The 23,287-nt window shown below is 43.1% G+C and carries 24 protein-coding genes; all 24 read left to right on the plus strand.

The window, feature by feature from the left end:
• Positions 1 to 103 precede the first annotated feature (103 nt).
• The 24 genes from ACH5Y9_RS04250 (at position 104) to ACH5Y9_RS04365 (ending at position 23,219) form a co-directional block, all read left to right on the plus strand.
• Positions 104 to 1,732 (plus strand): tetratricopeptide repeat protein, encoded by a 1,629-nt coding sequence (locus ACH5Y9_RS04250; RefSeq protein WP_445368649.1) that lies wholly within the window; start codon positions 104 to 106, stop codon positions 1,730 to 1,732.
• A 4-nt stretch (positions 1,733 to 1,736) separates the two neighbouring features.
• Positions 1,737 to 2,420 carry a sensor histidine kinase gene (locus ACH5Y9_RS04255; protein WP_101055358.1) on the plus strand — a complete coding sequence of 228 codons (684 nt, stop codon included), beginning with the start codon at positions 1,737 to 1,739 and terminating at the stop codon, positions 2,418 to 2,420.
• 110 nt (positions 2,421 to 2,530) lie between these two features.
• A complete protein-coding gene (gene rfbB, locus ACH5Y9_RS04260) occupies positions 2,531 to 3,601 on the plus strand; it encodes a dTDP-glucose 4,6-dehydratase (RefSeq protein ID WP_171695824.1) in 1,071 nt (356 codons plus the stop codon).
• A gap of 24 nt (positions 3,602 to 3,625) precedes the next feature.
• Positions 3,626 to 4,522, plus strand: coding sequence for a dTDP-4-dehydrorhamnose reductase (gene rfbD, locus ACH5Y9_RS04265; RefSeq protein ID WP_445368650.1), 897 nt, complete (start codon positions 3,626 to 3,628; stop codon positions 4,520 to 4,522).
• Positions 4,523 to 4,524: 2 nt separating this feature from the next.
• Complete coding sequence (gene rfbA, locus ACH5Y9_RS04270) at positions 4,525 to 5,409, plus strand: glucose-1-phosphate thymidylyltransferase RfbA (RefSeq protein ID WP_445368651.1); 885 nt, start codon at positions 4,525 to 4,527, stop codon at positions 5,407 to 5,409.
• Entirely contained in the window at positions 5,409 to 5,948 is a 540-nt protein-coding gene (rfbC, locus tag ACH5Y9_RS04275) for a dTDP-4-dehydrorhamnose 3,5-epimerase (protein WP_445368652.1), read from the plus strand. Before rfbA ends, rfbC begins: the two co-directional genes overlap by 1 nt.
• 44 nt (positions 5,949 to 5,992) lie before the next feature.
• A complete protein-coding gene (locus ACH5Y9_RS04280) occupies positions 5,993 to 6,847 on the plus strand; it encodes an aldolase/citrate lyase family protein (protein ID WP_225892867.1) in 855 nt (284 codons plus the stop codon).
• Between the two features lie 13 nt (positions 6,848 to 6,860).
• Positions 6,861 to 7,553, plus strand: a complete 693-nt coding sequence (locus ACH5Y9_RS04285; RefSeq protein WP_033155243.1) for an SDR family oxidoreductase — start codon at positions 6,861 to 6,863, stop codon at positions 7,551 to 7,553.
• Complete coding sequence (locus ACH5Y9_RS04290) at positions 7,537 to 8,613, plus strand: 3-dehydroquinate synthase (protein ID WP_445368653.1); 1,077 nt, start codon at positions 7,537 to 7,539, stop codon at positions 8,611 to 8,613. Before ACH5Y9_RS04285 ends, ACH5Y9_RS04290 begins: the two co-directional genes overlap by 17 nt.
• Positions 8,613 to 9,614, plus strand: a complete 1,002-nt coding sequence (locus ACH5Y9_RS04295; protein WP_445368654.1) for an NAD-dependent epimerase/dehydratase family protein — start codon at positions 8,613 to 8,615, stop codon at positions 9,612 to 9,614. The genes ACH5Y9_RS04290 and ACH5Y9_RS04295 overlap by 1 nt, the downstream gene beginning before the upstream one ends.
• A gap of 32 nt (positions 9,615 to 9,646) precedes the next feature.
• Positions 9,647 to 10,414 (plus strand): glucose-1-phosphate cytidylyltransferase, encoded by a 768-nt coding sequence (gene rfbF / locus ACH5Y9_RS04300; RefSeq protein ID WP_033155240.1) that lies wholly within the window; start codon positions 9,647 to 9,649, stop codon positions 10,412 to 10,414.
• A complete protein-coding gene (gene rfbG / locus ACH5Y9_RS04305; RefSeq protein ID WP_101055372.1) occupies positions 10,408 to 11,490 on the plus strand; it encodes a CDP-glucose 4,6-dehydratase in 1,083 nt (360 codons plus the stop codon). Before rfbF ends, rfbG begins: the two co-directional genes overlap by 7 nt.
• A 25-nt stretch (positions 11,491 to 11,515) precedes the next feature.
• Positions 11,516 to 12,829, plus strand: a complete 1,314-nt coding sequence (rfbH, locus tag ACH5Y9_RS04310; RefSeq protein ID WP_033155238.1) for a lipopolysaccharide biosynthesis protein RfbH — start codon at positions 11,516 to 11,518, stop codon at positions 12,827 to 12,829.
• Between the two features lie 15 nt (positions 12,830 to 12,844).
• Complete coding sequence (locus tag ACH5Y9_RS04315; RefSeq protein WP_445368655.1) at positions 12,845 to 14,626, plus strand: thiamine pyrophosphate-binding protein; 1,782 nt, start codon at positions 12,845 to 12,847, stop codon at positions 14,624 to 14,626.
• 11 nt (positions 14,627 to 14,637) lie between these two features.
• Complete coding sequence (locus tag ACH5Y9_RS04320; RefSeq protein ID WP_445368656.1) at positions 14,638 to 15,579, plus strand: glycosyltransferase family 2 protein; 942 nt, start codon at positions 14,638 to 14,640, stop codon at positions 15,577 to 15,579.
• Positions 15,563 to 15,988, plus strand: a complete 426-nt coding sequence (locus ACH5Y9_RS04325) for a GtrA family protein (RefSeq protein WP_445368657.1) — start codon at positions 15,563 to 15,565, stop codon at positions 15,986 to 15,988. The genes ACH5Y9_RS04320 and ACH5Y9_RS04325 overlap by 17 nt, the downstream gene beginning before the upstream one ends.
• A gap of 30 nt (positions 15,989 to 16,018) precedes the next feature.
• Positions 16,019 to 17,290: a hypothetical protein gene (locus ACH5Y9_RS04330; RefSeq protein ID WP_445368658.1), complete on the plus strand. Its 1,272-nt coding sequence runs from the start codon at positions 16,019 to 16,021 to the stop codon at positions 17,288 to 17,290.
• Positions 17,287 to 17,940 carry a hypothetical protein gene (locus ACH5Y9_RS04335; RefSeq protein ID WP_445368659.1) on the plus strand — a complete coding sequence of 218 codons (654 nt, stop codon included), beginning with the start codon at positions 17,287 to 17,289 and terminating at the stop codon, positions 17,938 to 17,940. The genes ACH5Y9_RS04330 and ACH5Y9_RS04335 overlap by 4 nt, the downstream gene beginning before the upstream one ends.
• 42 nt (positions 17,941 to 17,982) lie before the next feature.
• Positions 17,983 to 18,213 carry a hypothetical protein gene (locus ACH5Y9_RS04340; RefSeq protein ID WP_445368660.1) on the plus strand — a complete coding sequence of 77 codons (231 nt, stop codon included), beginning with the start codon at positions 17,983 to 17,985 and terminating at the stop codon, positions 18,211 to 18,213.
• Positions 18,179 to 19,603 carry a hypothetical protein gene (locus ACH5Y9_RS04345; protein WP_445368661.1) on the plus strand — a complete coding sequence of 475 codons (1,425 nt, stop codon included), beginning with the start codon at positions 18,179 to 18,181 and terminating at the stop codon, positions 19,601 to 19,603. Before ACH5Y9_RS04340 ends, ACH5Y9_RS04345 begins: the two co-directional genes overlap by 35 nt.
• A 129-nt stretch (positions 19,604 to 19,732) precedes the next feature.
• Entirely contained in the window at positions 19,733 to 20,428 is a 696-nt protein-coding gene (locus ACH5Y9_RS04350) for a WbqC family protein (protein WP_033155233.1), read from the plus strand.
• Positions 20,425 to 21,369, plus strand: coding sequence for a glycosyltransferase family 2 protein (locus ACH5Y9_RS04355; protein ID WP_101055381.1), 945 nt, complete (start codon positions 20,425 to 20,427; stop codon positions 21,367 to 21,369). The genes ACH5Y9_RS04350 and ACH5Y9_RS04355 overlap by 4 nt, the downstream gene beginning before the upstream one ends.
• Positions 21,366 to 22,196 carry a phytanoyl-CoA dioxygenase family protein gene (locus ACH5Y9_RS04360; RefSeq protein WP_445368662.1) on the plus strand — a complete coding sequence of 277 codons (831 nt, stop codon included), beginning with the start codon at positions 21,366 to 21,368 and terminating at the stop codon, positions 22,194 to 22,196. The genes ACH5Y9_RS04355 and ACH5Y9_RS04360 overlap by 4 nt, the downstream gene beginning before the upstream one ends.
• 30 nt (positions 22,197 to 22,226) lie before the next feature.
• Complete coding sequence (locus ACH5Y9_RS04365) at positions 22,227 to 23,219, plus strand: class I SAM-dependent methyltransferase (RefSeq protein ID WP_445368663.1); 993 nt, start codon at positions 22,227 to 22,229, stop codon at positions 23,217 to 23,219.
• Positions 23,220 to 23,287: the final 68 nt, after the last annotated feature.

Genomic DNA, 23,287 nt, shown 5'->3' on the forward strand with positions numbered 1-23,287 from the left:
GTGGACTCGGGCGAGTTGGGGATGATAATTTTATTTTTCAAGTCCGCCCGCTACGTGGATTTTATGGAGCCGATTTCTTGAGCGTTTTATTAGCCTTTCTGCCATGAGTTTTAGTTTAGCCGGCAAAAGTATCCTGATTGTCGAGGACAATCCCGTGTTTCGGAAAGCGATGCGCGACATGCTTTATAGCTTGCAAGCCGTCACTGTTGTCGAAGCGGATAATGGCATAGCCGCGATCAATGCCATGAACAAAAGCAGTTTCGATATTGTGTTGTGCGATTACAACCTGGGTGTGGGTAAGAACGGGCAGCAGGTGCTGGAGGAAGCCAGACACCGGAATTTAATCGATTATCGCTGCGTGTTTGTATTGATCAGCGCCGAGCAGACTACCAGTGCGGTGTTGGGGGTTATGGACAGCAAGCCCGATGAGTATCTGACCAAGCCCTTCAACGCGCAGCAACTAATGAGTCGGCTGACACGGAATTTTGCCCGCAAGGAATTTATGGCCAGTGTCGACAAGGCGTTAGCCGCTGGCGATTTGTCTAAAGCCATTCAGTTATGCGATGCACTATTGCTGTCCGGGGACAAGAAAATGCATTTGCATTTGCTGAAAATGCGTGCCGAGCTGGCGATTTCCGCGGGTGATTTCGATAAGGCCAGGCAGATATATCATGAAGTTCTGGAGCATAGAGAACTGCCCTGGGCGCGCTTAGGTTTGGGCGTGATCGATTTTCAAAACAATAACATCGAACAAGCGATTGCCGGTTTTCAGAGTCTGGTGGCTGACAATCCGATGTTGATGGAGTGTTACGACTGGCTGGGCAAGGCCTACGAAGCATTGGATCAGTACAGCGACGTCGAAAGTGTGTTGCAGCAGGCTTTGCAATTGTCGCCGCAATCGATACTCAGGCAAAAAAAACTGGCCGAAGCGGCGGACCGGAACGGCAATCTGGAAACCGCCGAGAAGGCCTATAAGTCGGTGGTGAAGCTGGGCAAGCATTCCGTGCATCGTTCCTGCAGTGATTTTGCCGGATTGGCCAAACTTTATGCCAAAACCAATGCCGCGGACGAGGCATTAAAAACGCTGGAGGAAATGCGCAAAGAATATGCCAATCATCCCGAGGCAGAATTACGCGCCTCGACTGTGGAGGCGGATGTGTATAAAACGCTGGGTAACGACGAGTTGTCGCAGAAAGCGTTGCTAAAAGCGGTGGATATATGCAGCCGCTTGGGTAATAAAGCGCCCAGGGACTTACAGTTGGAGGTGGTGAAAACCTGTTTCCTGAGCGACGAGCACGATAAAGCCGAAGAAATACTTTACGATCTGATTCATGCGCATATCGACGACGAACAGTTCTTAAACGACCTACGCCGCATGCAAAGCGGCATTGGCATGGACAATCATTCGGAAATCCTGATTCAAAAAACCAAGCAGGCTTTGATTGCGACTAACAACAAAGGGGTGGCGCTTTATAAACAGGGTAAGTTTTCCGAAGCATTGGATTTGTTCGAACAGGCCATTCTGACTATGCCGGATAATAAAACCATCATCGTGAATATGTTGAAGATCATGATTCATGATTTGAAGGTCAATGAGTTTTGCGAAGAAAAAAATCAGCGCATCAGAGCTTTATTTATTAAAGCCAAGCAAATTGGCGTTGATCCACATAAGCTGGGGATATTACAAATGGAGTATGCAAAATTGCGGCAGTCTCAAGCGGTCAAGGCTTAAAACCATGCAAACTCATCCTAAAAACAACGATTTGTTTCCGACTATTCTCGCGTCAACCGTTCACGACATAAAAAACTCATTGGGTACCTTGCTGGAGCTGGTTAGGCAAACTGCTGCCAAACAAGACGGACCATCCGCTGAGTTAAATCAGTTGGAATTCGAGGCGGCTCGGATTAATCACAGTCTGATGCAATTGTTGGTGATGTATAAGGTCGATTCGCAAAAATTTAGTTTGCATATTGAAGAATGCCCGGTAACCGATATTCTCGATGAAGCGATTCATCAACAGGCGCGCTTGGCTGGATTGCACAACATTGATCTACAAGTGGATTGTGGCGATGACGAGATGTGCTACTGCGATAACGCCATCATCAGCAATGCGCTGGCAGCTGTCTTGAATAATGCTTTGCGCTATACCCACAAAACCGTTTTGATTGCCGTGACTGAGGAGGACGGCTATCTAACCATCGCCATCGAAGACGACGGTGCGGGTTATCCGCCTCATTTTTTAACCGCGGACTTAAACGATACGGCCGAATTGGACTGGGTGTCGGGAAATACCGGCCTGGGTTTGTATTTTGTGTCGGTAATGGCCGGCCTGCACAAAAATGCCGGGAAAAACGGATTTGTGCGGATCGACAACGAAAGTCGTTTGGGTGGGGCGAGGTTTAAACTTTTTTTGCCTTAAGGATTGCAGAATCATTAGACACTGAAGGATGGTACTAAGGTACAATGGCCCCGATAATAATAGCGTTTTTCGTCGGGCAGACGGTTAGAAAAAATAAGAAAACTTTAAAAATGAGTATTTTAGTCACCGGTGGGGCCGGGTTTATCGGCAGCAATTTTGTATTGGATTGGTTGGCGCAAAGCGACGAATTGCTCGTCAATTTGGATAAATTGACCTATGCGGGTAACTTACAGAATTTGGCTTCTCTACATGACGATGACAGGCATGTATTTGTTCAAGGTGACATTGCGGATTACGATTTGCTGCTGAGTTTACTGCAAAAGTACCGGATTCGGGCCGTGATCAATTTTGCTGCCGAATCCCATGTTGATCGTTCCATCCACGGACCGGAAGATTTTATTCAAACCAATATCGTCGGCAGTTTCCGTTTGTTGGAAGCGGTACGGCAATACTGGAACAACTTGGAACAGCCGGCCAAGCAGGCTTTTCGTTTACTGCACGTGTCTACCGACGAGGTGTACGGTTCTTTGGAAAAGACCGATGCGCCGTTCGCTGAAACCCACCAGTATCAACCCAATAGTCCTTATTCAGCCAGTAAAGCCGCCAGCGACCATTTGGTGCGTGCTTATCACCATACTTACGGTTTGCCTGTATTGACTACCAATTGCTCCAACAATTACGGTCCTTATCATTTCCCGGAAAAACTCATCCCGTTGTGCATTCAGAACGCCTTGTCCGGCAAAGCGTTGCCGATTTATGGCGACGGTCAACAGATTCGCGATTGGCTGTTCGTAAAGGATCATTGCAGCGCGATTCGCCGGGTGCTGGAAGCCGGCAAGCTTGGCGAGGTTTATAACGTCGGTGGTTGGAACGAGAAAGCTAATCTGGATGTGGTCAACACGCTGTGCGGTATTCTTGATGAACTGCAACCGCGTAGCGATGGCAAATCCTATGCCGAACAGATTACCTATGTCACCGACCGGCCTGGGCACGACAGACGTTATGCCATCGATGCCGGCAAGTTGGAACGGGAGCTAGGCTGGAAACCGGCGGAAACCTTTGAGACCGGCATTCGCAAAACCGTGCAGTGGTATTTGGATAACCAAGCCTGGGTTAGCAATGTGTTGTCCGGTGATTACCAGTCCTGGCTTGATAAAAACTATGCAGGGCGCACTGCGTGATCAATGCTTTGCATGGTTGAGTGAATGAAAGTTTTATTGTTCGGTAAAAATGGCCAGCTGGGTTGGGAGTTGCAACGCAGCTTGGCGCCTTTGGGCGAATTGCTTGCGCTTGACAGATTCGACCAACATTATTGCGGCGATTTAAGTAATCCAAGCGGGATTGCCGAAACGGTTCGCGCGTTGCGCCCCGATGTTATCGTCAATGCTGCTGCCTATACCGCAGTGGATAAGGCCGAGTCGGAAAGCGACTTGGCGAATACGATCAATGCGGTGGTGCCGGGAGTTTTGGCGGCAGAAGCCAAACGTATCGGTGCTTGGTTGCTGCACTATTCGACGGATTACGTATTCGACGGCAGCGGTGATAAACCCTGGCGGGAAGATGATCAGGTTGGGCCTTTGAATGTCTATGGGCAAAGCAAATTGGCTGGGGAACGTGCCATTCAAGCCAGCGATTGCCGGCATTTGATTTTTCGGACCAGTTGGGTTTACGCAGCCAGAGGTAATAACTTTGCCAAAACTATGTTGCGCTTGGCACAAGAACGGCAACAGCTGTCGGTGATTAACGATCAAATCGGTACGCCAACCGGCGCCGAATTGCTGGCGGATGTGAGTGCCCACGCTATTCGTCATGCCTTGAAAACACCTGTAGTGGCTGGTGTTTATCATCTAACCGCTAGCGGCGAAACCAGTTGGTACGATTACGCACATTTGGTGCTTGATTATGCCCGTCAAGCCGGACTGGCGCTGAAAACCGACAAACAATCGGTTACGGCAATTCCCACCAGCGTTTACCAAACGCCGGCGCAGCGGCCATTAAACTCACGTATGAATACTGAAAAGTTGCAAAGCGTGTTTGATTTACAACTGCCGGCTTGGCAAAAGGGTGTCGAGCGAATGTTGTCTGAACTCTACGGGAAGTGACTATGAACCAGCGCAAAGGCATCATCCTGGCCGGAGGATCCGGCACCCGGCTGTATCCGGTAACCAAAGCGGTTTCCAAACAATTGCTGCCGATTTACGACAAGCCGATGATTTATTACCCGCTCAGCACGCTAATGTTGGCCGGAATTCGCGATATTTTGATCATTTCCACGCCGCAAGACACCCCTTTGTTTCAGCATTTATTGGGTGACGGCAGCGATTGGGGGATTAATCTGCAATATGCCGTACAACCCAGTCCCGACGGGTTGGCGCAAGCTTTTATCATCGGCAGGGATTTTGTCGGCTCGCAACCCAGTGCATTGGTATTGGGTGACAACATTTTTTACGGCCACGATTTACACGTTCAATTGAAACGCGCGACCGATCAATCCTCAGGGGCAACGGTTTTTGCCTACCATGTCAATGACCCGGAGCGCTACGGTGTCGTCAGCTTTGATGCTCAGGGTAGGGCAACTTCGCTAGAGGAAAAACCCGCACAACCTAGAAGTAATTATGCAGTGACCGGTTTGTATTTTTACGATAATCAAGTCGTCGATATAGCGGCCAATCTTCAGCCGTCGCCGCGCGGCGAGCTGGAGATTACCGATGTCAATAAAATATATCTGGACCGGCACCAACTTAGCGTCGAAATAATGGGGCGCGGCTATGCCTGGTTGGACACGGGTACACACGCTAGCTTAATCGAAGCCAGCAATTTCATAGAAACCATCGAAACCCGCCAGGGTTTGAAAATCGCCTGCCCGGAAGAAATCGCTTGGCGTAGCGGATGGATAAACGACGAGCAAATCGAGAAACTGGCCAAGCCGTTAGCGAAAAATGGTTATGGGCAGTATTTACTCAACCTACTGAATAATCAGGTGTTTTAATGCAAGCAACTAGACTTGCTATACCCGATGTCGTTTTATTTTCACCAAAAGTATTCGGTGACGAACGTGGTTTTTTCTTTGAAAGCTTCAACCAAAAAGTTTTTCAGGAGCTGACAGGATTAAGTGTCAATTTTGTGCAGGACAACCACTCCAAATCTCAAAAAGGAGTGTTGCGCGGATTACATTACCAATTGCCGCCTAAGGCGCAAGGCAAGTTGGTGAGGGTGATCCAGGGAGAGGTGTTCGATGTGGCGGTGGACATTCGTAAGAATTCCCCTACATTTGGAAAGTGGGTCGGCGAGATACTTTCTGTGGAAAATCGACAGCAAATGTGGATACCGGAGGGATTTGCGCATGGCTTTTTAACGCTGTCCGAAACAGCCGAGTTTTTATATAAAACCACTGATTATTATGCGCCCGAATATGAGCGTTGCATTACCTGGAATGATGCAGATTTGAAAATCGCCTGGCCATTTGAGGGCGTGCCGCAACTTTCGAGCAAGGATTTGCTGGGCGCAACGTTCAAGGATGCCTGTTAGCCTAACATTTAACATGTTTATATCCGCCGGGCTGGCACTGCAGCATGCAGTTTATCGCTGCCGCTTGGTTTGATTTCAATAAAAGAGGAAGTTATATGAATAAAAGAGAACGCTCAATGCTCGACCTTTTAAAGAAGGGAAAGCAGGAGTATGGATACGAAGGCATTAAAGCCGAGTTTGAAGCGGAAGGTACTAGAACAGACGAGCTGTTGAGGCTGATTGAGATAGTGCGCAGAGCTGACCTGAAAGTGGGTTTGAAGATTGGCGGTTGCGAAGCAATGCGGGATTTATTAGAGAGTAAGTTAATTGGTGTGGATCATATCATCGCGCCGATGATTGAAAGCACTTACGCGCTGTCTAAGTATATAGACGCGAAGAACAAAGTATTCACGGAAGACGAGCAGCAAGATACTGATTTTTTATTCAATATTGAAACCGAACAAGCGTTTCAAGTCGTGCAAAGCTTGGCCGATCAAGCCAGGCAAGATAACGGTGTCGATGGCATGGTGTTTGGCCGTGTAGATTTTTCCTTGTCACGAGGTTATTCGAGAGATGCCATTAATCAGCCGCAAGTAACGGAATGTTGCATTGCCACTGCCAAAGAGTGTAAAGAAAAAGGTTTGGATTTTGTGGTGGGAGGCGGTGTTTCCATTGATGCATTACCCGCATTAAAAGAAATTAATCAGGTTCACCTTACCCGATTTGAGACTCGAAAAGTCATATTTTCCGGCCATTCACTAGACAAGCCGGATATTGAAAAGGGCTTGTTAAACGCTGTGCATTTTGAGTTACTTTGGTTACAGAATAAACGCGATTATTACGACATTATTGCCAAGGAAGATCTGTCTCGAATAGCCATGCTTGAGGGACGTTGGAACGTATTAAGAGATAGCAATTAATTCGGTCGAAGCAATGCAAAAAATTCTGGTCTTCGGCGGTACCGGTACAATAGGTGCACATGTTTGCCAATTATTCGATACCAAGGGATGGCAGGTCGTTATAGCGTCCAGAAAGCAAAGCGCGCTTCCTGAGCATATTTTATTTGACCCATTCGATGACAATTTGAATTTATCCGCGCTTAAAGCAGCAGGCCAATTCAATGCCGTGTGTTGGGCGCAAGGGATGAATTGTAACGATAGTGTTTATAATGTTGATACAGATAAAAATATTGAACTATATAAAGCTAATTGCTTGTTTATTGTCAAAGCATTAAATATTTTATTAAATGAAAATATATTAGCCGAAAATGCGCGTTTAGCCGTGATTAGTTCAATATGGCAAAATATCGCCAGACAGGACAAGTTATCGTATTGCATGACTAAATCCGCGTTGCATGGATTAGTGCTTTCCGCTGCAACCGATCTTGCCCGTGACGGCTATTTAATTAATGCGGTTTTGCCGGGGGCATTGGATACGCCAATGACTCATCAAAATCTTGCGCCGGAACAGCTGAAAAAGATAATCGATGCGACGAAGTTTAACCGACTAGCCACATTGGAGGATGTGACCAATATGGTTTATTTTCTGTGTTCTCCGGAAAATACCGGTATAACAGGTCAATTTATTAGTGCAGACTTAGGGTTTAGTCATGTCCGTATCGTTTGATATTCAATCCAGTATTGCAAATTATCGCGTGGTAATAGAAAACGGTGCTTTTGCCGAAGTACAACGGCAAGATGAGAATAGCGCCGTGTTATGCGATAACTTTTTTGAAACGGCTTTTTCCGGGAATGCCAAGGTTATTGCGGTGCCGGCGAATGAAGAAACCAAGAGTTTGACATCCGTACCCGAGATAATCGTAAAAATGCGAGATTTAGCCTTAACAAGGCAAGCTAAATTGACGGCTGTCGGTGGCGGTAGCCTGCAGGATATAGCCACCTTTTGTGCATCGATTTATATGCGCGGTATCAAATGGGATTATATTCCCACCACTCTATTGGGCATGGTGGATTCTTGTATTGGGGGTAAATCATCTATCAATGTTGGACGTTATAAAAATCTGGTTGGAAACTTCCATCCCCCGGAAACCATTATAATTGATCCGAATTTAGTAAAAACCCTCAACTCAGAACAGAAAATCGCCGGATTGTGCGAGGCCGTGAAGATTTGCTATGCCAAAGGAAGTTCGTGTTTTTCTGAGTATATGCGGTTAAATCCGCAAATGGATATGAATGTAGAAGGGTATGCGGACGTCATTGAATTAAGTTTAAAAGCAAAAAAATGGTTTATCGAAATTGATGAATTTGATAAGGCCGAGCGTTTATTACTGAATTTTGGTCATACCTTCGGGCACGCTTTGGAAGGTGCTTCCAATTTTGAAGTGAGCCATGGCATAGCGGTTGGGTTAGGTATGCTGATTGCTGTTAACTATGCCCAAGTGAGCGGTGGCCTGGAGCACATTCCGGCGGATACTCAACAGTTGAAAGATTATGTCATTGGCTTATTGGATGAAATTCCGATGCTGAAGGAAATTATCCAGCGAATTGATGTGGAAAAAGTCTTTGAGTGTTTTATATCCGATAAAAAGCATTCCACCAGTCATTTTATTATTATCAGTGTGAATGATTCCGGAGCGTTAGAGCGGTTATTTATCGATAAAACCGAGGCAAATATAATCAATTTGAAGTCTGCGATTAGCTCAGTCATTAGTCAGAGCTACAAATAATGGCTTTTGATTTCGAAAAAGCGTTTGGCGCTGATTATTCATTTATATTAGATCACCTATTTAGTAAACAAAGCCATATTGCTGTTACCGGTGCCAGCGGCTGGTTAGGCCGGGCAACTCTGGAATTGTTTTCCGCTTTGTACGGCGATGAATTTAACCAGCGGGTATCAGGCTATGGATCACGCGAACAGCAGATAGTATTGGCTGATGGCCGTACGGTATCTGTTAGACCTTTGGCGGAAATCACCCATCGGCATACGCAACATACTCTCTATTTGTTTCACTTTGCGTTTTTAACCAAGGATAAGGTTGGCGGATATTCAGACGATGAATATATTCGCTTGAATAAAGTTATTCAGGGCTTGGTGACACAAGTATTGGAACAATCACAGGTAAAAGCTGTGCTATTGTCGTCGTCCGGAGCAGTCTACGATTATTTAAACGATAGTAATAGAGATGAATCTGCAAATCTGTACGGTAGATTAAAATATGAAGATGAGTTGCGCTTTCAAGAGATATGCCGTAAAGCTGATATAAAACTTCTTATCCCGAGAATATTTAATCTAAGCGGGCCATATATCAATAAGCTAAGCGCTTATGCCTTGTCCTCGATTATTGCGAATGTCATAGCCCGAGAAAATGTGTTAATTCGGGCAAATAAGCCCGTGTTTCGGTCTTATATTTACATACTGGATTTACTGCTGATCTGTATTCGCCTGATGTTTTCGAAACGTTTCGAAAACATCGTCTGTTTCGACACCGTGGGTGATGAAACGGTGGAAGTGGGTGAGTTAGCTGAAAAAGTATGCAAGCTCCTTAATGCTGCTGACTTAACAGTTGAACGTCCGAATATGATAAATGGGGAACCCGATAGCTATTTGGGAAACGAGCAGCCTATTAAAGACATTATAAAGGGGTTCGAATTTCCCGTAACAGGTCTGGATCGACAGATTTTAGAAACTGCCGAGTATATTCGTAATTTGAATACATGTAGTGGGTAGATGATTATGTCTATAACCAAGAGGAAATATTAATGAAGTTGGTTATTCTTGCGGGTGGATTGGGCACTCGTATTAATGAAGAAACCTCGGTGAAGCCTAAGCCGATGATTGAAATAGGCGGCAGGCCTATTTTATGGCATATAATGAAGTTATATTCTCATTATGGAATTAACGAATTTATAATATGTTTGGGTTATAAAGGCTATATTATTAAGGAGTATTTTGCGAATTACTTTTTACATATGTCGGATGTGACCTTCGATATGGAGCATAACGAGATGCAGGTGCATCAAAAATATGCAGAGCCATGGAAGGTGACCTTGGTTGACACCGGCGAGTTAACCATGACGGGCGGTCGCTTAAAAAGAGTTCGCGATTATGTCGGCGATGAAACATTCTGTTTTACTTACGGAGATGGGGTCGGCGATGTCGACATTCATGCGTTGATCGATTTTCATCATTCTCACAATGACGCCGCAACAGTGACCGCCGTGCAACCGCCCGGCCGGTTTGGTGCCTTGGAATTGGTGGGTAGCCGCATCAAAAGTTTTCAGGAGAAACCGCAGGGCGACGGCGCCTGGATCAACGGCGGTTTTTTTGTGTTGTCACCGGCAGTGTTCGATTTAATCGATAGCGACGAAACGCTATGGGAAAAAGAACCGATGGAGCGCCTGGCGAACAGCAATCAGCTACACGCTTATTTCCACAAAGGCTTCTGGCAACCCATGGACACATTAAGAGATAAACAGCATTTGGAACAGCTTTGGCAACAGCAAAAAGCACCGTGGAAAATATGGTAGAGCATAGCGATTTTTGGCGAGGCAAAAGGGTTTTTATAACCGGGCACACCGGATTTAAAGGCGGTTGGTTGGCGTTATATCTACACCGGTTAGGTGCGGAGATCAAAGGGTATGCGTTACCGGCGCCTACTGCGCCCAGTTTATTCCAAGTGGCTGATGTGGCTTCGGTACTGCAGCACGTTGAAGGCGATATTCGCGATTTAGCCAGCGTGATGGCGGAAATGCAAAGTTTTCAACCTGAGATTGTGTTTCATTTGGCCGCGCAACCGCTTGTTCGTTATTCCTATCAACAGCCGGTGGAAACCTATGCCACCAATGTGATGGGTACGGTTAATTTACTGGAGGCGGTCAGGCACACTGCGTCGGTAAAGTCAGTTGTTATAGTCACCAGCGACAAATGCTATGAAAACAAGGAATGGTTGTGGGGCTACCGTGAAAACGAGCCGATGGGCGGCTTCGATCCTTACAGCAACAGCAAAGGCTGCTCAGAGTTGGTGACTGCCAGCTATCGTAATTCCTTTTTTCCCAGCGAACGCTACGCTGAGCACGGTGTGGCGGTGGCGTCGGTGCGTGCCGGTAATGTGATCGGGGGCGGGGATTGGGCTCAAGATCGTTTAATCCCCGATATTATGAGGGCGTTCATGGCTGGGGAGGCAGTGACGATTCGTAACCCTACGGCCATCAGGCCTTGGCAGCATGTACTGGAGCCGGTGACCGGCTATGTCCTGCTGGCAGAACAACTGTATAAACAAGGTGGCCGATATGCGGAGGGCTGGAATTTCGGGCCTGGCGAAGCAGATGCGCAACCCGTATCGTGGATATTGGAAAAACTGGCGGATTTATGGGGCAATGGCGCAAGTTGGCAAATCGATGGTAGTGAGCAGCCGCATGAAGCGCACTATTTGAAGCTTGATTGCTCCAAAGCCAAGACCCTTCTGGGTTGGGTGCCGCGTTGGACTCTGGCCCAAGCGTTGGCGATGATTGTCGACTGGAACCTGGCCTATCAACAAGGCAAGGATATGCGGCAAGTCTGCGCGGAGCAGTTAGAGCAGTTTTTGACGGCTGATCAACATTAATTTTATTGAACACAAAGATAAGACAGTGACAGAAAATACATTAAAAGCGCAGATTTTGGATTTGGTTGAACAATACGCCGCCGAACGTTATGCCGAAAAAGCTTTCGTTCCGGAACAGTCCGTAGTGCCGCCTTCGGGTAAAATTCTCGGCGCTAAAGAACTTAGTTATATGGTCGAAGCCTCGCTGGACGGTTGGTTGACTACCGGACGATTTAACGACCAGTTTGAAAAGCAATTGGCAGAGTTTATCGGGGTTAGCAGCGCGTTGACGGTCAATTCCGGTTCCTCTGCGAATTTGCTGGCTTTTGCCTGTTTGACATCCGAAAAACTGGGTGATCGTGCCTTACAGAAAGGCGATGAAGTCATTTCCGTAGCGGCCGGTTTTCCCACAACGGTTAATCCCATTCTGCTTTACGATCTGGTCCCGGTATTTGTCGATGTGGAAATACCAACCTACAACATCGATCCCAGTAAAATCGAGGCAGCCATCACGCCTAAAACCAAGGCAATTATGATTGCCCACACGCTGGGCAATCCGTTTGACCTGGATAAAGTCGTCGAAATCGCAAAAAAATACAATCTCTGGTTGATAGAAGATTGCTGTGATGCCTTGGGCACAACCTACAAGGGCCGTAATGTCGGTACCTTCGGCGATATTGGTACGCTCAGTTTTTACCCTGCTCACCACATCACCATGGGCGAGGGTGGCGCGGTATTTACCAGCAGTCGCCGTCTGAAAACTATCATCGAGTCGTTTCGGGATTGGGGAAGGGATTGTTACTGCGCCCCCGGTGTTGATAATACCTGTAAAAAGCGCTTCGGTTGGCAGTTAGGCGATTTGCCGGCTGGCTACGACCACAAATACACCTATTCGCACTTGGGTTATAACTTAAAAATTACCGATATGCAGGCGGCCTGTGGCTTAGCGCAGTTAGAGCGTGCGCCGGAATTGATTGAAATCAGAAAACGTAATTTTAAATTCCTGAAGCAACGCTTGGCTACTTGCGAGCAATATTTAATTCTGCCGGAAGCGACACCGGGATCGGATCCCTCATGGTTTGGGTTTCCTATCACGTTGAAGGAAGACTCAGGTCACGAGCGCGTGGAATTGTTGAAATATCTGGATAAATACAAAATCGGCTCCCGCTTGCTGTTTGCCGGAAACTTGACCCGTCAGCCCTATATGAAAGGCAGACAATACCGAATATCCGGCTCATTGGATGTAACCGATAGAATTATGCGGCAAACTTTTTGGATCGGTATTTATCCGGCCTTGACCACAGAGATGCTGGAATTCGTTGCCGAAAAAATAGAAATCTTTTTTGGTATCCGTCAATAAGCTGGCAAACAAGCAATGCAAAACAAGACCATAAAATATAGCGATCTATTGGCCGATTGGTTAAAAGAAAGAGGATATACCCACTGCTTTTACGTGGCGGGCGGCAATATCATGCATATTCTCGCGAGCGTAAATCGTCATTTCAAATGCGTTAGCGTGGTGCATGAGGTGGCGGCCGGAATCGCAGCGGAATATTTCAATGAAATAAGCACCGATGGTAAAGCCTTTGCTTTGGTAACCGCCGGTCCCGGCTTAACCAATATTGTCACCGCAGTGGCGGGTGCCTATTTGGAGAGCCGGGAATTATTGGTGATAGGTGGGCAAGTAAAGACCGCCGATCTTTGCCGGCAACAAGTACGCCAGCGCGGCATTCAAGAGATTGATGGTGTCGATATAGTCAAGCCGATCACCTCAAAATCAGTGCTGATGGATAGCTTGATTTCCTGTGAGGCATTTAATCGGATTATCGACGCCGGGGTTACAGGCCGCAAAGGTCCGGTGTTTCTTGAAATTCCGTTGGATATTCAAGGTGCGCCAGTTGATGTAAACGATCCGCTATGCGAATTTGTTCCAGCCGCTAAACAAGCAATTCCACCTATACATTCAGCCGAAATCCAACGCCTAATCGACGATGTTCGCACGGCAAAACGGCCGTTTTTATTGATTGGAGCGGGTGTTGCCAGACAGACGGTAGAAAAGATATACGAGGCTTTGGAGCCCATGGGTATTCCATTGGCAACCACATGGAATGGCGCGGATAGGGTGGCAGCGGATCATCCCTTGTATTTTGGCCGCCCGAATACCTGGGGGCAACGTTACAGCAATTTATTGATGCAACAGGCCGATTTGCTTATAGCGCTGGGAACCCGTTTGGGTCTGCAACAAACCGGGTTTAACTGGCAGGAGTTCGTACCTAACGGCAAAGTGGTGCAAGTGGAATGCGACCCTACCGAGCTTAACAAAGGCCATCCCCGCGTCGATAGCGGTTTGCAAGGCGATGCCAATCAAGTGTTACAAGCATTGGCGGCAGCTAGCCTTGGCGATCATGCCGAATGGGTGGCTTTTTGCCGAAAAGTGAAAGCCCAATTGCCGTTGATCGAGCCGATCAATAACACGGCAGAGCATTATTTATCGCCGTACGATTTTGTCAGCCGTTTGTCGGTACACTGCCGAGACACGGATAATGTCATTCCTTGCAGTAGCGGTGGAGCCTTTACCGTGATGATGCAAACCTTCGCCCAACAGCGCGGCCAACACATTGTGACAAACAAGGGCTTGGCATCGATGGGGTACGGTTTGAGCGGAGCAATAGGCGCGGCTTTCGCCTATCCGCAGCGCAGGACAGTTCTAGTGGAAGGCGATGGTGGATTTGCCCAAAATTTACAGGAGTTGGGCACGGTTGCTGTCAATAAGTTAAATCTGAAAATTTTCATTTTTAACGATAATGGCTATGCATCCATTCGCATGACGCAAAGAAATTATTTTAATGGTGCCTATATTGGTTGCGACCAGTCTTCGGGATTGGGTTTACCGGATTGGCTAACCTTATTTAAAGCCTTTAATCTGCCTTGTATCAAACTCGATGCTAATTTCGAGCAAGACCCGGAATTCCAACGCCTATTCGCAAGCGATGAACCGGCTGGGTTTGTTGTGCCGATAGATCCGGAACAAACCTATTTTCCCAAAATTACCAGTAGGGTAACGGAAACAGGTTCGATGCAATCAAATCCCTTGCACCAAATGACTCCGGACTTGGATGAGAATCTATATTCTGTAGTAGCGCAATATTTGCAATAAACATATCCAGTATGAATAGAAAACTAATCTCAGTGGTAATTCCTGCTTATAACGAGCAGGACAATGTTGATGAATTGGCTAAACAATTAACAGCAGTATTTGCGGAAAATAGCGCTTACGATTTTGAAGCTATTATCGTAGAGAACGGTTCTCAAGATAATACCTACGAAAAGCTCTGCGCGGTACATGAGAAAGACCCGCGGTTTAAAATTGTGCAACTGGCGCGTAATTTTAGAATGGATGGCGGCATTACCGCTGGACTGAATTATGCGTCTGGTGATGCTGCCGTGATCATGACTGCGGATTTGCAAGATCCACCACATTTAATAACTCAGTTCATCAAAAAATGGGAAGAGGGATATGAAAACGTTTACGGTATTGTTACCAAACGTAATGGCACGGGCTTAATTCGCCGTTTTAACTCGCAATTGTTTTATTGGGTGGCCAACGGTTTGACCAACGGCATGGTTCCCAGAAATGTTAGCGATTTCAGGCTGATCGATAGAAAAGTATACGAAACCATCAATTCCATACACGAACGTAACCGTTTTATTCGTGGACTATTTGCCTGGGTTGGTTACAAATCCATAGGTATTGAGCATGAGCGGGCTGAACGCTTTGCCGGCGTATCGGGAGCTCACACTTTCAAGGTTATCGAACTGGCGTTAAAAGGCATATTGGCCCATTCTTATGTGCCTTTAAAGCTTATTACTATATTGGGAATAACCATATCTGCGGCGTCTTTTATCCTATTAGTATGGACAATAGTAAAAGCAATATTCTGGGGTGTGCCGTTTGCTGGATATGGGAGCATTATGACCGTTATGTTTTTGATGTTCGGAATATTATTTACTATGTTGGGTATTGTTGCAGAATATATTGGTTTGATATACGAGGAAGTGAAGAATCGACCTAATTTTATCGTGAGAAAGGAAGTTGGGTTCAATAACTAAACGTTTTTGGGGTAACGAAAAAATTCGTTATTTATTTGTAGGTTTGTACAATACCGCTTTTGGGTATGGTTTTTTTGCGGTTATTTGGTTTTTCCTACACCATGATTTACATTATGTGTGGCTTTTAATCATAAGTCATTTTATATCGGTGATTAATGCATATTTAGGTTATAGGATTTATGTGTTTCGCGTGAAAGGGCGGTGGTTGAAAGAATTTTTTAGGTTTAATATGGTTTACCTTGGTGCTTTTGGTTTTAATTTAATAGCATTACCTCTTTTGGTCGAGAGACTTAATCTACATACATTGATTGCCCAAGCAATTATAGTATCTATTACTGTGATAAGCAGTTATATCTTGCATCGCCGATTTTCTTTTAAAAAGAATGGTGCGCAAAGTAAGTTATCTTAAATTTACTATCTAGTATGGATGGCATATTGAATGACTTCAGCTGATAGTGTTTGTGTAAAAAATAAAAATATTCATTGGTGGTTTGTCTGGATAATCTTTTCAGAGTTGGTTTTTCTGATCTTTTTTGTCAAGTATTTTGAATTCAGCGGTTATGCAATGCCGCCATTTTTCTTTGCGCCTTTAGATACATTTATGGACTTCTATAATACAAATTATTGGAGTCTAAATGATGGGCGTTATGACATATGGCAATCAATTTATCCGATAAGCGTATTTGCATTGGCGCAAATGTTAGTGCCGGATTATTGTGCCTCCGTTGTTTTACCCGCAGAGTTACGAGATTGCACGCCGTATTCTATCGCTTGGCTATTTTTGTTTTATTTTTGTGGAATTTTTGTATGTACAAAATTAATCGTAAAACAGGTGGGTATAAAATATATTTCGGTTGAGATTGTTATATTTCTTGCGTTGCTGATGCAATTTCCCGGGCTTTATGCGTTAGAAAGAGGCAACTATATTATAGTTGCTTTTATGTTGTTGGCTTTTTCTCAGGCTTTTGGCGCCAATTGGAAAGGCGCAGTATTTCTTGCGTTGGCTATAAATATTAAGCAGTATTTAATAGTGCTCTGGTTCGTGCCGTTTTTTAAAAGAGAATATACATACTTTCTGATAAGTTTTTTTGCATCATTATTGATTAATCAAATAAGTATGATTGTCTTGGAAGATGGAAACTATAGGCAAATTTTCGAAAATATGTTTTCTTTTTCCGGCGCTGTTAATTCGGATTTTTTTCAGAAAGTTTGGTACACAACTTCGCTTAGTTCATGGTCGAAAGCTGTCTTTTACTATCAGGACAGGATTCCGGTAATCCTCTATTTGACTGCACACTTTTTAAGGTGGTTTGTTCTTTTTGTTGCGGCGTCTATTTTATTTTTATCGGCGCGAAAAGCTCATTTTTTTACTTGGGAGCAATTAAGCGTAGTTGTTTTGCTTTCTATGATGGTCGCTACTGATTCCCCTGGTGGGTATGCAGTTATTTTGTTACTGCCATATTTAAGTGCAATTTTAATTGGAAGTTATGCTAATAAATATAGAAGGATAATCATGTTTGTGCTGTTGATTCCTCTGGATTTTGTGGTTGGTCCGATAATTGAGTTCAATCAATTTAGTTTTCTTTCGCAGCATTACGTGGATGTATCAACCGGATTGACATTTGGTGCATATATTCGTCCATTTTGTCTGCTTTTCATGTTGATAATCATGAGTTACCCGGTTTTAGTATCTTTAAGGAAATTTTCATGACATTTAAAAGCCTAGTTGATGCGCTTATACAAAATAAAGGATATATAGGTTTAAATCTCCTATTGTGGGTTTTGATGGCCATTATTTTACTGGAAGTAATGCCTGTTAAATATGAGGCGCAAGTTATAATTAAATTAGGTCAATTTGATAACAATACGCCCATTGCTGGCGCGGCGGAATCCATCGAATATTTACGTAACTCAGAAACCTTAATTTCGGTGGCGACTGCTAATAACGTATCTCCTACGGGCCTTTCAAAGAGAATTAGGACGCATCCTATCGATAATAATAAAGCAATAAAGATACTAGTCCATTGGGATTCTGTTGACGATGCTGAACGCTTAGTTTCTGCTTTAGCTCAGAAAATTGTCGATCATCATCAGCAAAAATTAAACAAAGAACTCAATAGTGTCAAAAGTGAAATACTTTATTGGGAGAAAATTTTAGACAAGAAAGAATGCAATAGTCAGGTCGTTGAAACAATTTCCCAGCTAAAATTGATTATTTTGAGCATGAGGCCAACAGAAATCGTGGCTCCCGCGTCAAAGTCATTTGATATTGTATCTATCGATTATATAACGGTATATTTGGTGGCGTTATTTATGTGGATGTTTTCAAGTTTGCTAATTGTTGAATATCATAGGTCGTGAGTCTATAGGTTGTATTTTATAGTCGGATAATCTATTCAAATCATGGTGATTTCTCAAAAAAACTATTTGGCAATCGCTGTCAGTGGTTTGTGTATTCTGTCTTTAATTGTTTGGCGTGACATGCCTTATTATCCTGATGAAGTTGCATTGCAATTCTATGCAGGAAGGTTTATTCAGGATAAGGGCGTTTCTCACGGGTTGTTTGCACTTTGCTCGGCTTGGGGGTCTGAAAGTCCCGATGCTGCTTGTATTACCTGCGTGGTTATTGTCTAAAGCTATGCTTTTGGTAAATCCCGTGCAGTTTCGTATTTTTCCATTACTGGTTACTTTGACGATAGCATTATATGTGGCTAAGAAGGCTGTCAAGGGTGTAAATCCACTTGCTGTACTAATTATTTCAACAGGATTTATTGGGGTTGCTGGCTCCGGGCTAACGATGGCTCGTCCTGAATTTATTCATTTGCTTAATTTGCTTTTCTGCTTACTCTCATTTGTTTATTGGGATAATTCTGAAGTTCGTAAGCTTTATATCGGTATTTTTGTATTGCTTGGTTTGCTGGCTAGTGCATCATTGTCGGTTTATGTGCATATTCAAGGGGTGTTATTTGTTCCACTGTCTATAGTTCTTGCAATATTACTATGTCGATCATTTACATATAAAATTATTCCCACGATATTATCTGTTGCATATTTGTTCGGTATGTCAATTGCAGCTATTATTGGGTTTAGTCGGGGCATGTCATGCGACAATTACCCTGGTATACAGAGTTATTTGTCTTCTATGACAGTTGATATACATGCAGTTGTATTACAGGGATTCTTTAGCTGGGTTAATAATAACTTTGTCGGTTATTCTCAGTCGTTTCTTTATAATAGTGAATATGCGATTGGTTACTTGCCCTCCGTCGAACCTGAGTCTATAGTTTATTTTATTAAACTAAGGTTTTTAAATTGGTTTATACGGATTATTCTGTTTTTTAATCTTTTTATATTTTTTGGAGTTTTATTTTTTAGCGTTTTTAAGGTGATTAATGGGTTATTTTGTTATTTTAAGGCGAAATACACCTGTAAAAAATATTTTGATATAAGATATTTGCTTCTGTGTTTGATTGTTTTTCCGATTGTTTTTTTGTATGCTTATGACGCGGCTCATAATTTTTATAGGACTTTTTTTCTAAATTATGTAATTGTTGTTGTTGTTTGTCTATCTCTTGCTGGTTTTAGATCTGGATACTTTAAGCATCTTATAAATATATATGCGTTAGTCTGTGTTTGTGTAGTTGCTTCATCCCTACTTGTGAATTTTGTATTATTCAACAAATATTTAAAGGAAGGCTTTGTGGGTCCATCAATTGCGTTGAATAGTCTCGGCGCAGTTAATGACGATATTTTGGAGTTGGCTAGTGCATGTAAACTGAATATGGATAAAGGCAGAATTATTGTCGACGATTTAACCTATGAAAGCATGAAGCGTTTTTCTATACTATTTCCAATTACCTATCTCGACTTGCAGGGGCAGTTGACTGGCTTGGGCACTAAAAGAGTGCTTGATGTTGCTAAGCCTAGAGGGGTTATTGCTAGGTGTAGTTATGTTGAGCACGCAGGGCTAGTATATGAACATAAAAATAACGGGTTGTGTTGTGCAAACTATAACTATCTATAAAAATAAATTATTTGGTAACTTAGTTGTGTAGGTGTTTATTTCGTGTTTTATATCTTGCGCTCATAAGGATTTAAAATAGTTTGATTTATAACATGCAGGCTTATCTGGCTTATAAGGAATTTTGTTAATATGAAAAAGGTGGCCATCCTTCAATCAAATTATATTCCTTGGAAAGGCTATTTTGACATTATTGCTGCAGTAGATGAGTTTATTCTATATGACGATATGCAATATACTCGTCGAGATTGGCGGAATCGCAATCAAATTAAGACGCCTCAAGGTCTTCAATGGTTAACAATTCCCGTGCAAGTGAAAGGTAAGTATCTTCAGAAGATTCGAGAAACCCAAATTGATGGCAATGACTGGTCGGGAATGCATTGGAAAGCACTTGAGCAAAACTATCGTCGAACTCCTTATTTTGATGAGATTGCCTCACTTATTGAACCTATCTATAAAGGCGAATCTTTCATATATATCTCCCAGTTGAACCGGAGGTTTATTGAGGTTGTTTGTAAATATTTAGGTATACAAACTGTAATATCTAATTCATGGGATTACCATCTTATTGATGGTAAAACAGAACGCCTTGCAAATCTTTGTGTTCAAGCTGGTGGTTCAGAATATATTTCAGGTCCATCCGCTAAAGGCTATATTGACGAACACGTATTTGGAGAAATAGGTATCAAGCTTACGTGGTTCGATTATGCTGGATATCCTGAGTACCCGCAACTTTGGGGTGATTTCACGCATGGTGTTACCATACTGGATCTTTTGTTCAATTGCGGTAAAGATTCGCGTAGTTATATGAGGTATGTTAGCCCATGAAGCTTTCAATTGTTGCCACTCTTTATCAATCGGCACTATATATTAATGAGTTCCATGCTAGGGCAACCGCTGCCGCGATTGAATTAACAGGTGGTGAATACGAAATAATACTAGTTAACGACGGTTCTCCGGATAACAGTCTCGATCTTGCTGTAAAGCTTAGTGAGCGAGACCCCCATGTGATTGTTGTCGATCTGTCGCGTAATTTCGGCCATCACAAAGCGATGATGACCGGTTTATCGATAGCGCAAGGTGAGCGAGTGTTTTTGATTGATAGCGATCTTGAGGAAGAACCAGAATGGTTGCTACCTTTCATAAGGCAAATGGAATCGGAGGCATGCGATGTTGTATACGGCATTCAATCCAAACGCAAAGGAGGTTTTTTTGAAAGAATCACTGGTGTTTTGTTTTATGGTTTATTTCGAGTTTTTACTGGAATAGCTCAGCCAAATAATATAGTCACTGCCCGGCTAATGTCACGAAGGTACGTTGAAGCCTTGCTGTTACATCAGGAACGGGAAATTAATATTGGCGGACTTTGGATTATCACTGGGTTTAAACAATGCCAATCAATTGTCAAAAAACACTCAAGTAGCCCCTCGACATACTCTATCTCTCGAAGATTTAGTCATTTCGTCAACGCGGTAACATCTTTTAGTAGTCTTCCATTAGTATTCACATTCTACTCAGGATTCGTTATCTCGATTTCCGCATTGATCTACATTGCCTATCTTTCTTTCAGGTTTTTTTTCATCGCTTCGCCGCCTAGTGGATACACTTCAATTATTGCATCAATATGGTTGTTTTCTGGATTGATTATTTTTTTTATTGGCGTGCAAGGTATTTATATATCAAAGGTATTTTCCGAGGTCAAACAACGGCCATATACCATAATTCGGCATGTTTATAGACATGTTCAACAATCGCGAGGTGCAAAATGACAGTTAATAGTATACCTAGTGGTTCATATGGTGTTTGGCAGCAGTGTCAAGTAGAGTCAGTGATTGATGAGGTTGTTGAGCAAGTTACAAGAGTTGGTTATGCAGTTGTTGACGGGGGCTATTCGTCATCTGAACTGAAGGATATTTCGGATGAATTTAATCGTATTCGAAAGAGATATATTTCGATGTACGGAGAACAATTGCTTAGAGATATAAATGAATATCACACTATTCGGTCGCCTTTAACTCATAATGGAGGCGTTGATGTTTTTATTGGTCTTGCGTTGAATGAAAATCTTCTGTTAGTGCTACGGCGCTTGATTTCAGGAAAGTTTGTGCTTAATCAGCAAAATGGAGTTATCAATCCTCCGCTAGAGACTTATAATCAAGGAGCTTGGCATCGGGATTTGCCTTATCAGCACTTTGTGTCTACAAAACCTCTCGCTATCAATGCCTTATTCTGTGTTGACGATTTTACATTTGAAAATGGGGCAACATTTGTACTTCCTGCATCGCATTTATCAGAACCATTTCCTTCGTTAAATTATATTCAACGTAATGCTATACAAGTAGAGGCAAAAGCTGGTTCATTTATTGTGCTCGATTGTATGCTGTTTCATTCCGGTGGGTTTAATAAAACAAATTATGAGCGTCGCGCGGTTAATCATCTCTATAATATCCCGTTTTTTAAACAACAGATCAGTATACCAAACAATATAAATGATAATACATTATCTCAAGAGGCAAAAGAAATTCTTGGATATGATTGTATGGAAGCGAGTTCCGTTGGTCAGTATTTCGCAATGCGTAAAAATAAATATTACTGATTATTGGCTCGCTATTTTAGGAAAAACTAAATGGTTAACAAAAATATTTCCTTATATAAGGCATTTTCTGATCCTGTTGTGCAAAGTGAGCTTAAGCTTGATGGCTTCAACGGATTAGTTAATAGTAACGGTGTATTGTATAAATTTGTAAACTCCAACCCGTTGGTTATCGATTTTATTGAGCCGTATTCTTTAACAGAAACTGATGATATTAATCTGAAAATGTATAATTCAGAGGGATCTGCCGAAATTTATCGTAATTTTTTAAACTGGCTTTTCGAAACATTTGATGAGCAAGAGTCCTTTTTCAGAGTTAAAACTATAAATCGTTTAAACCTTGCTAAAGGTATGAAGGTTTTAGTTACTGGGTGTGGTCTGGGTGAGGATATTCCGCTGATTTTGAATATTATTGGCGAAGAAGGTGAATTACATGCTCAGGATTTTAGTTTGGCAATGGTTAAAAAAAGCAGTGACATAAATAAATTTAATAATTTATGTTTTTCTGTTTCAAATGCCAAATCTCTTCCTTATGCATCTAGGTATTTTGATGCGGTTTATCATTTTGGTGGTATTAATTTATTTGGAGATATTGGGAAGGCTATTTCTGAGATGGAGCGTGTATGTAAGATTGGCGGTAAAGTGATGTTTGGTGATGAAGGGATTGCATCACATTTAAGAGGTACTCCGTATGCAGAAATAGCAATTAATAATAATAGGTTGTGGGCCTCTAATGCTCCCTTGGACGCGCTTCCATACAATGCAGATAATATTGAGATAACCTATGTTTTAGGAAATTGCTTTTATCTTATTTCTTTTTCTCCGTATATTGGTTTTCCAAAAATGAATATAGATGTTATTCATAAAGGATTGCGTGGAGGTACGGCGAGGACCAGGTATTTTGGAATGCTTGAAGGTGTTACTGAATTGTCAAAAAACAGATTAATAAGTGAAGCAAAAAAAAGAGGTATATCAATTCATGATTTAATGGAAGAAATTATTAATGATAAACTGTCTAGCATATAACATAATGTTTAATAGCTACGGCGTGACTCCTGCTCGCAACGATGCGGTTATTTTTGATTCATACATTT

Source organism: Methylomonas sp. BW4-1, from assembly GCF_052474385.1.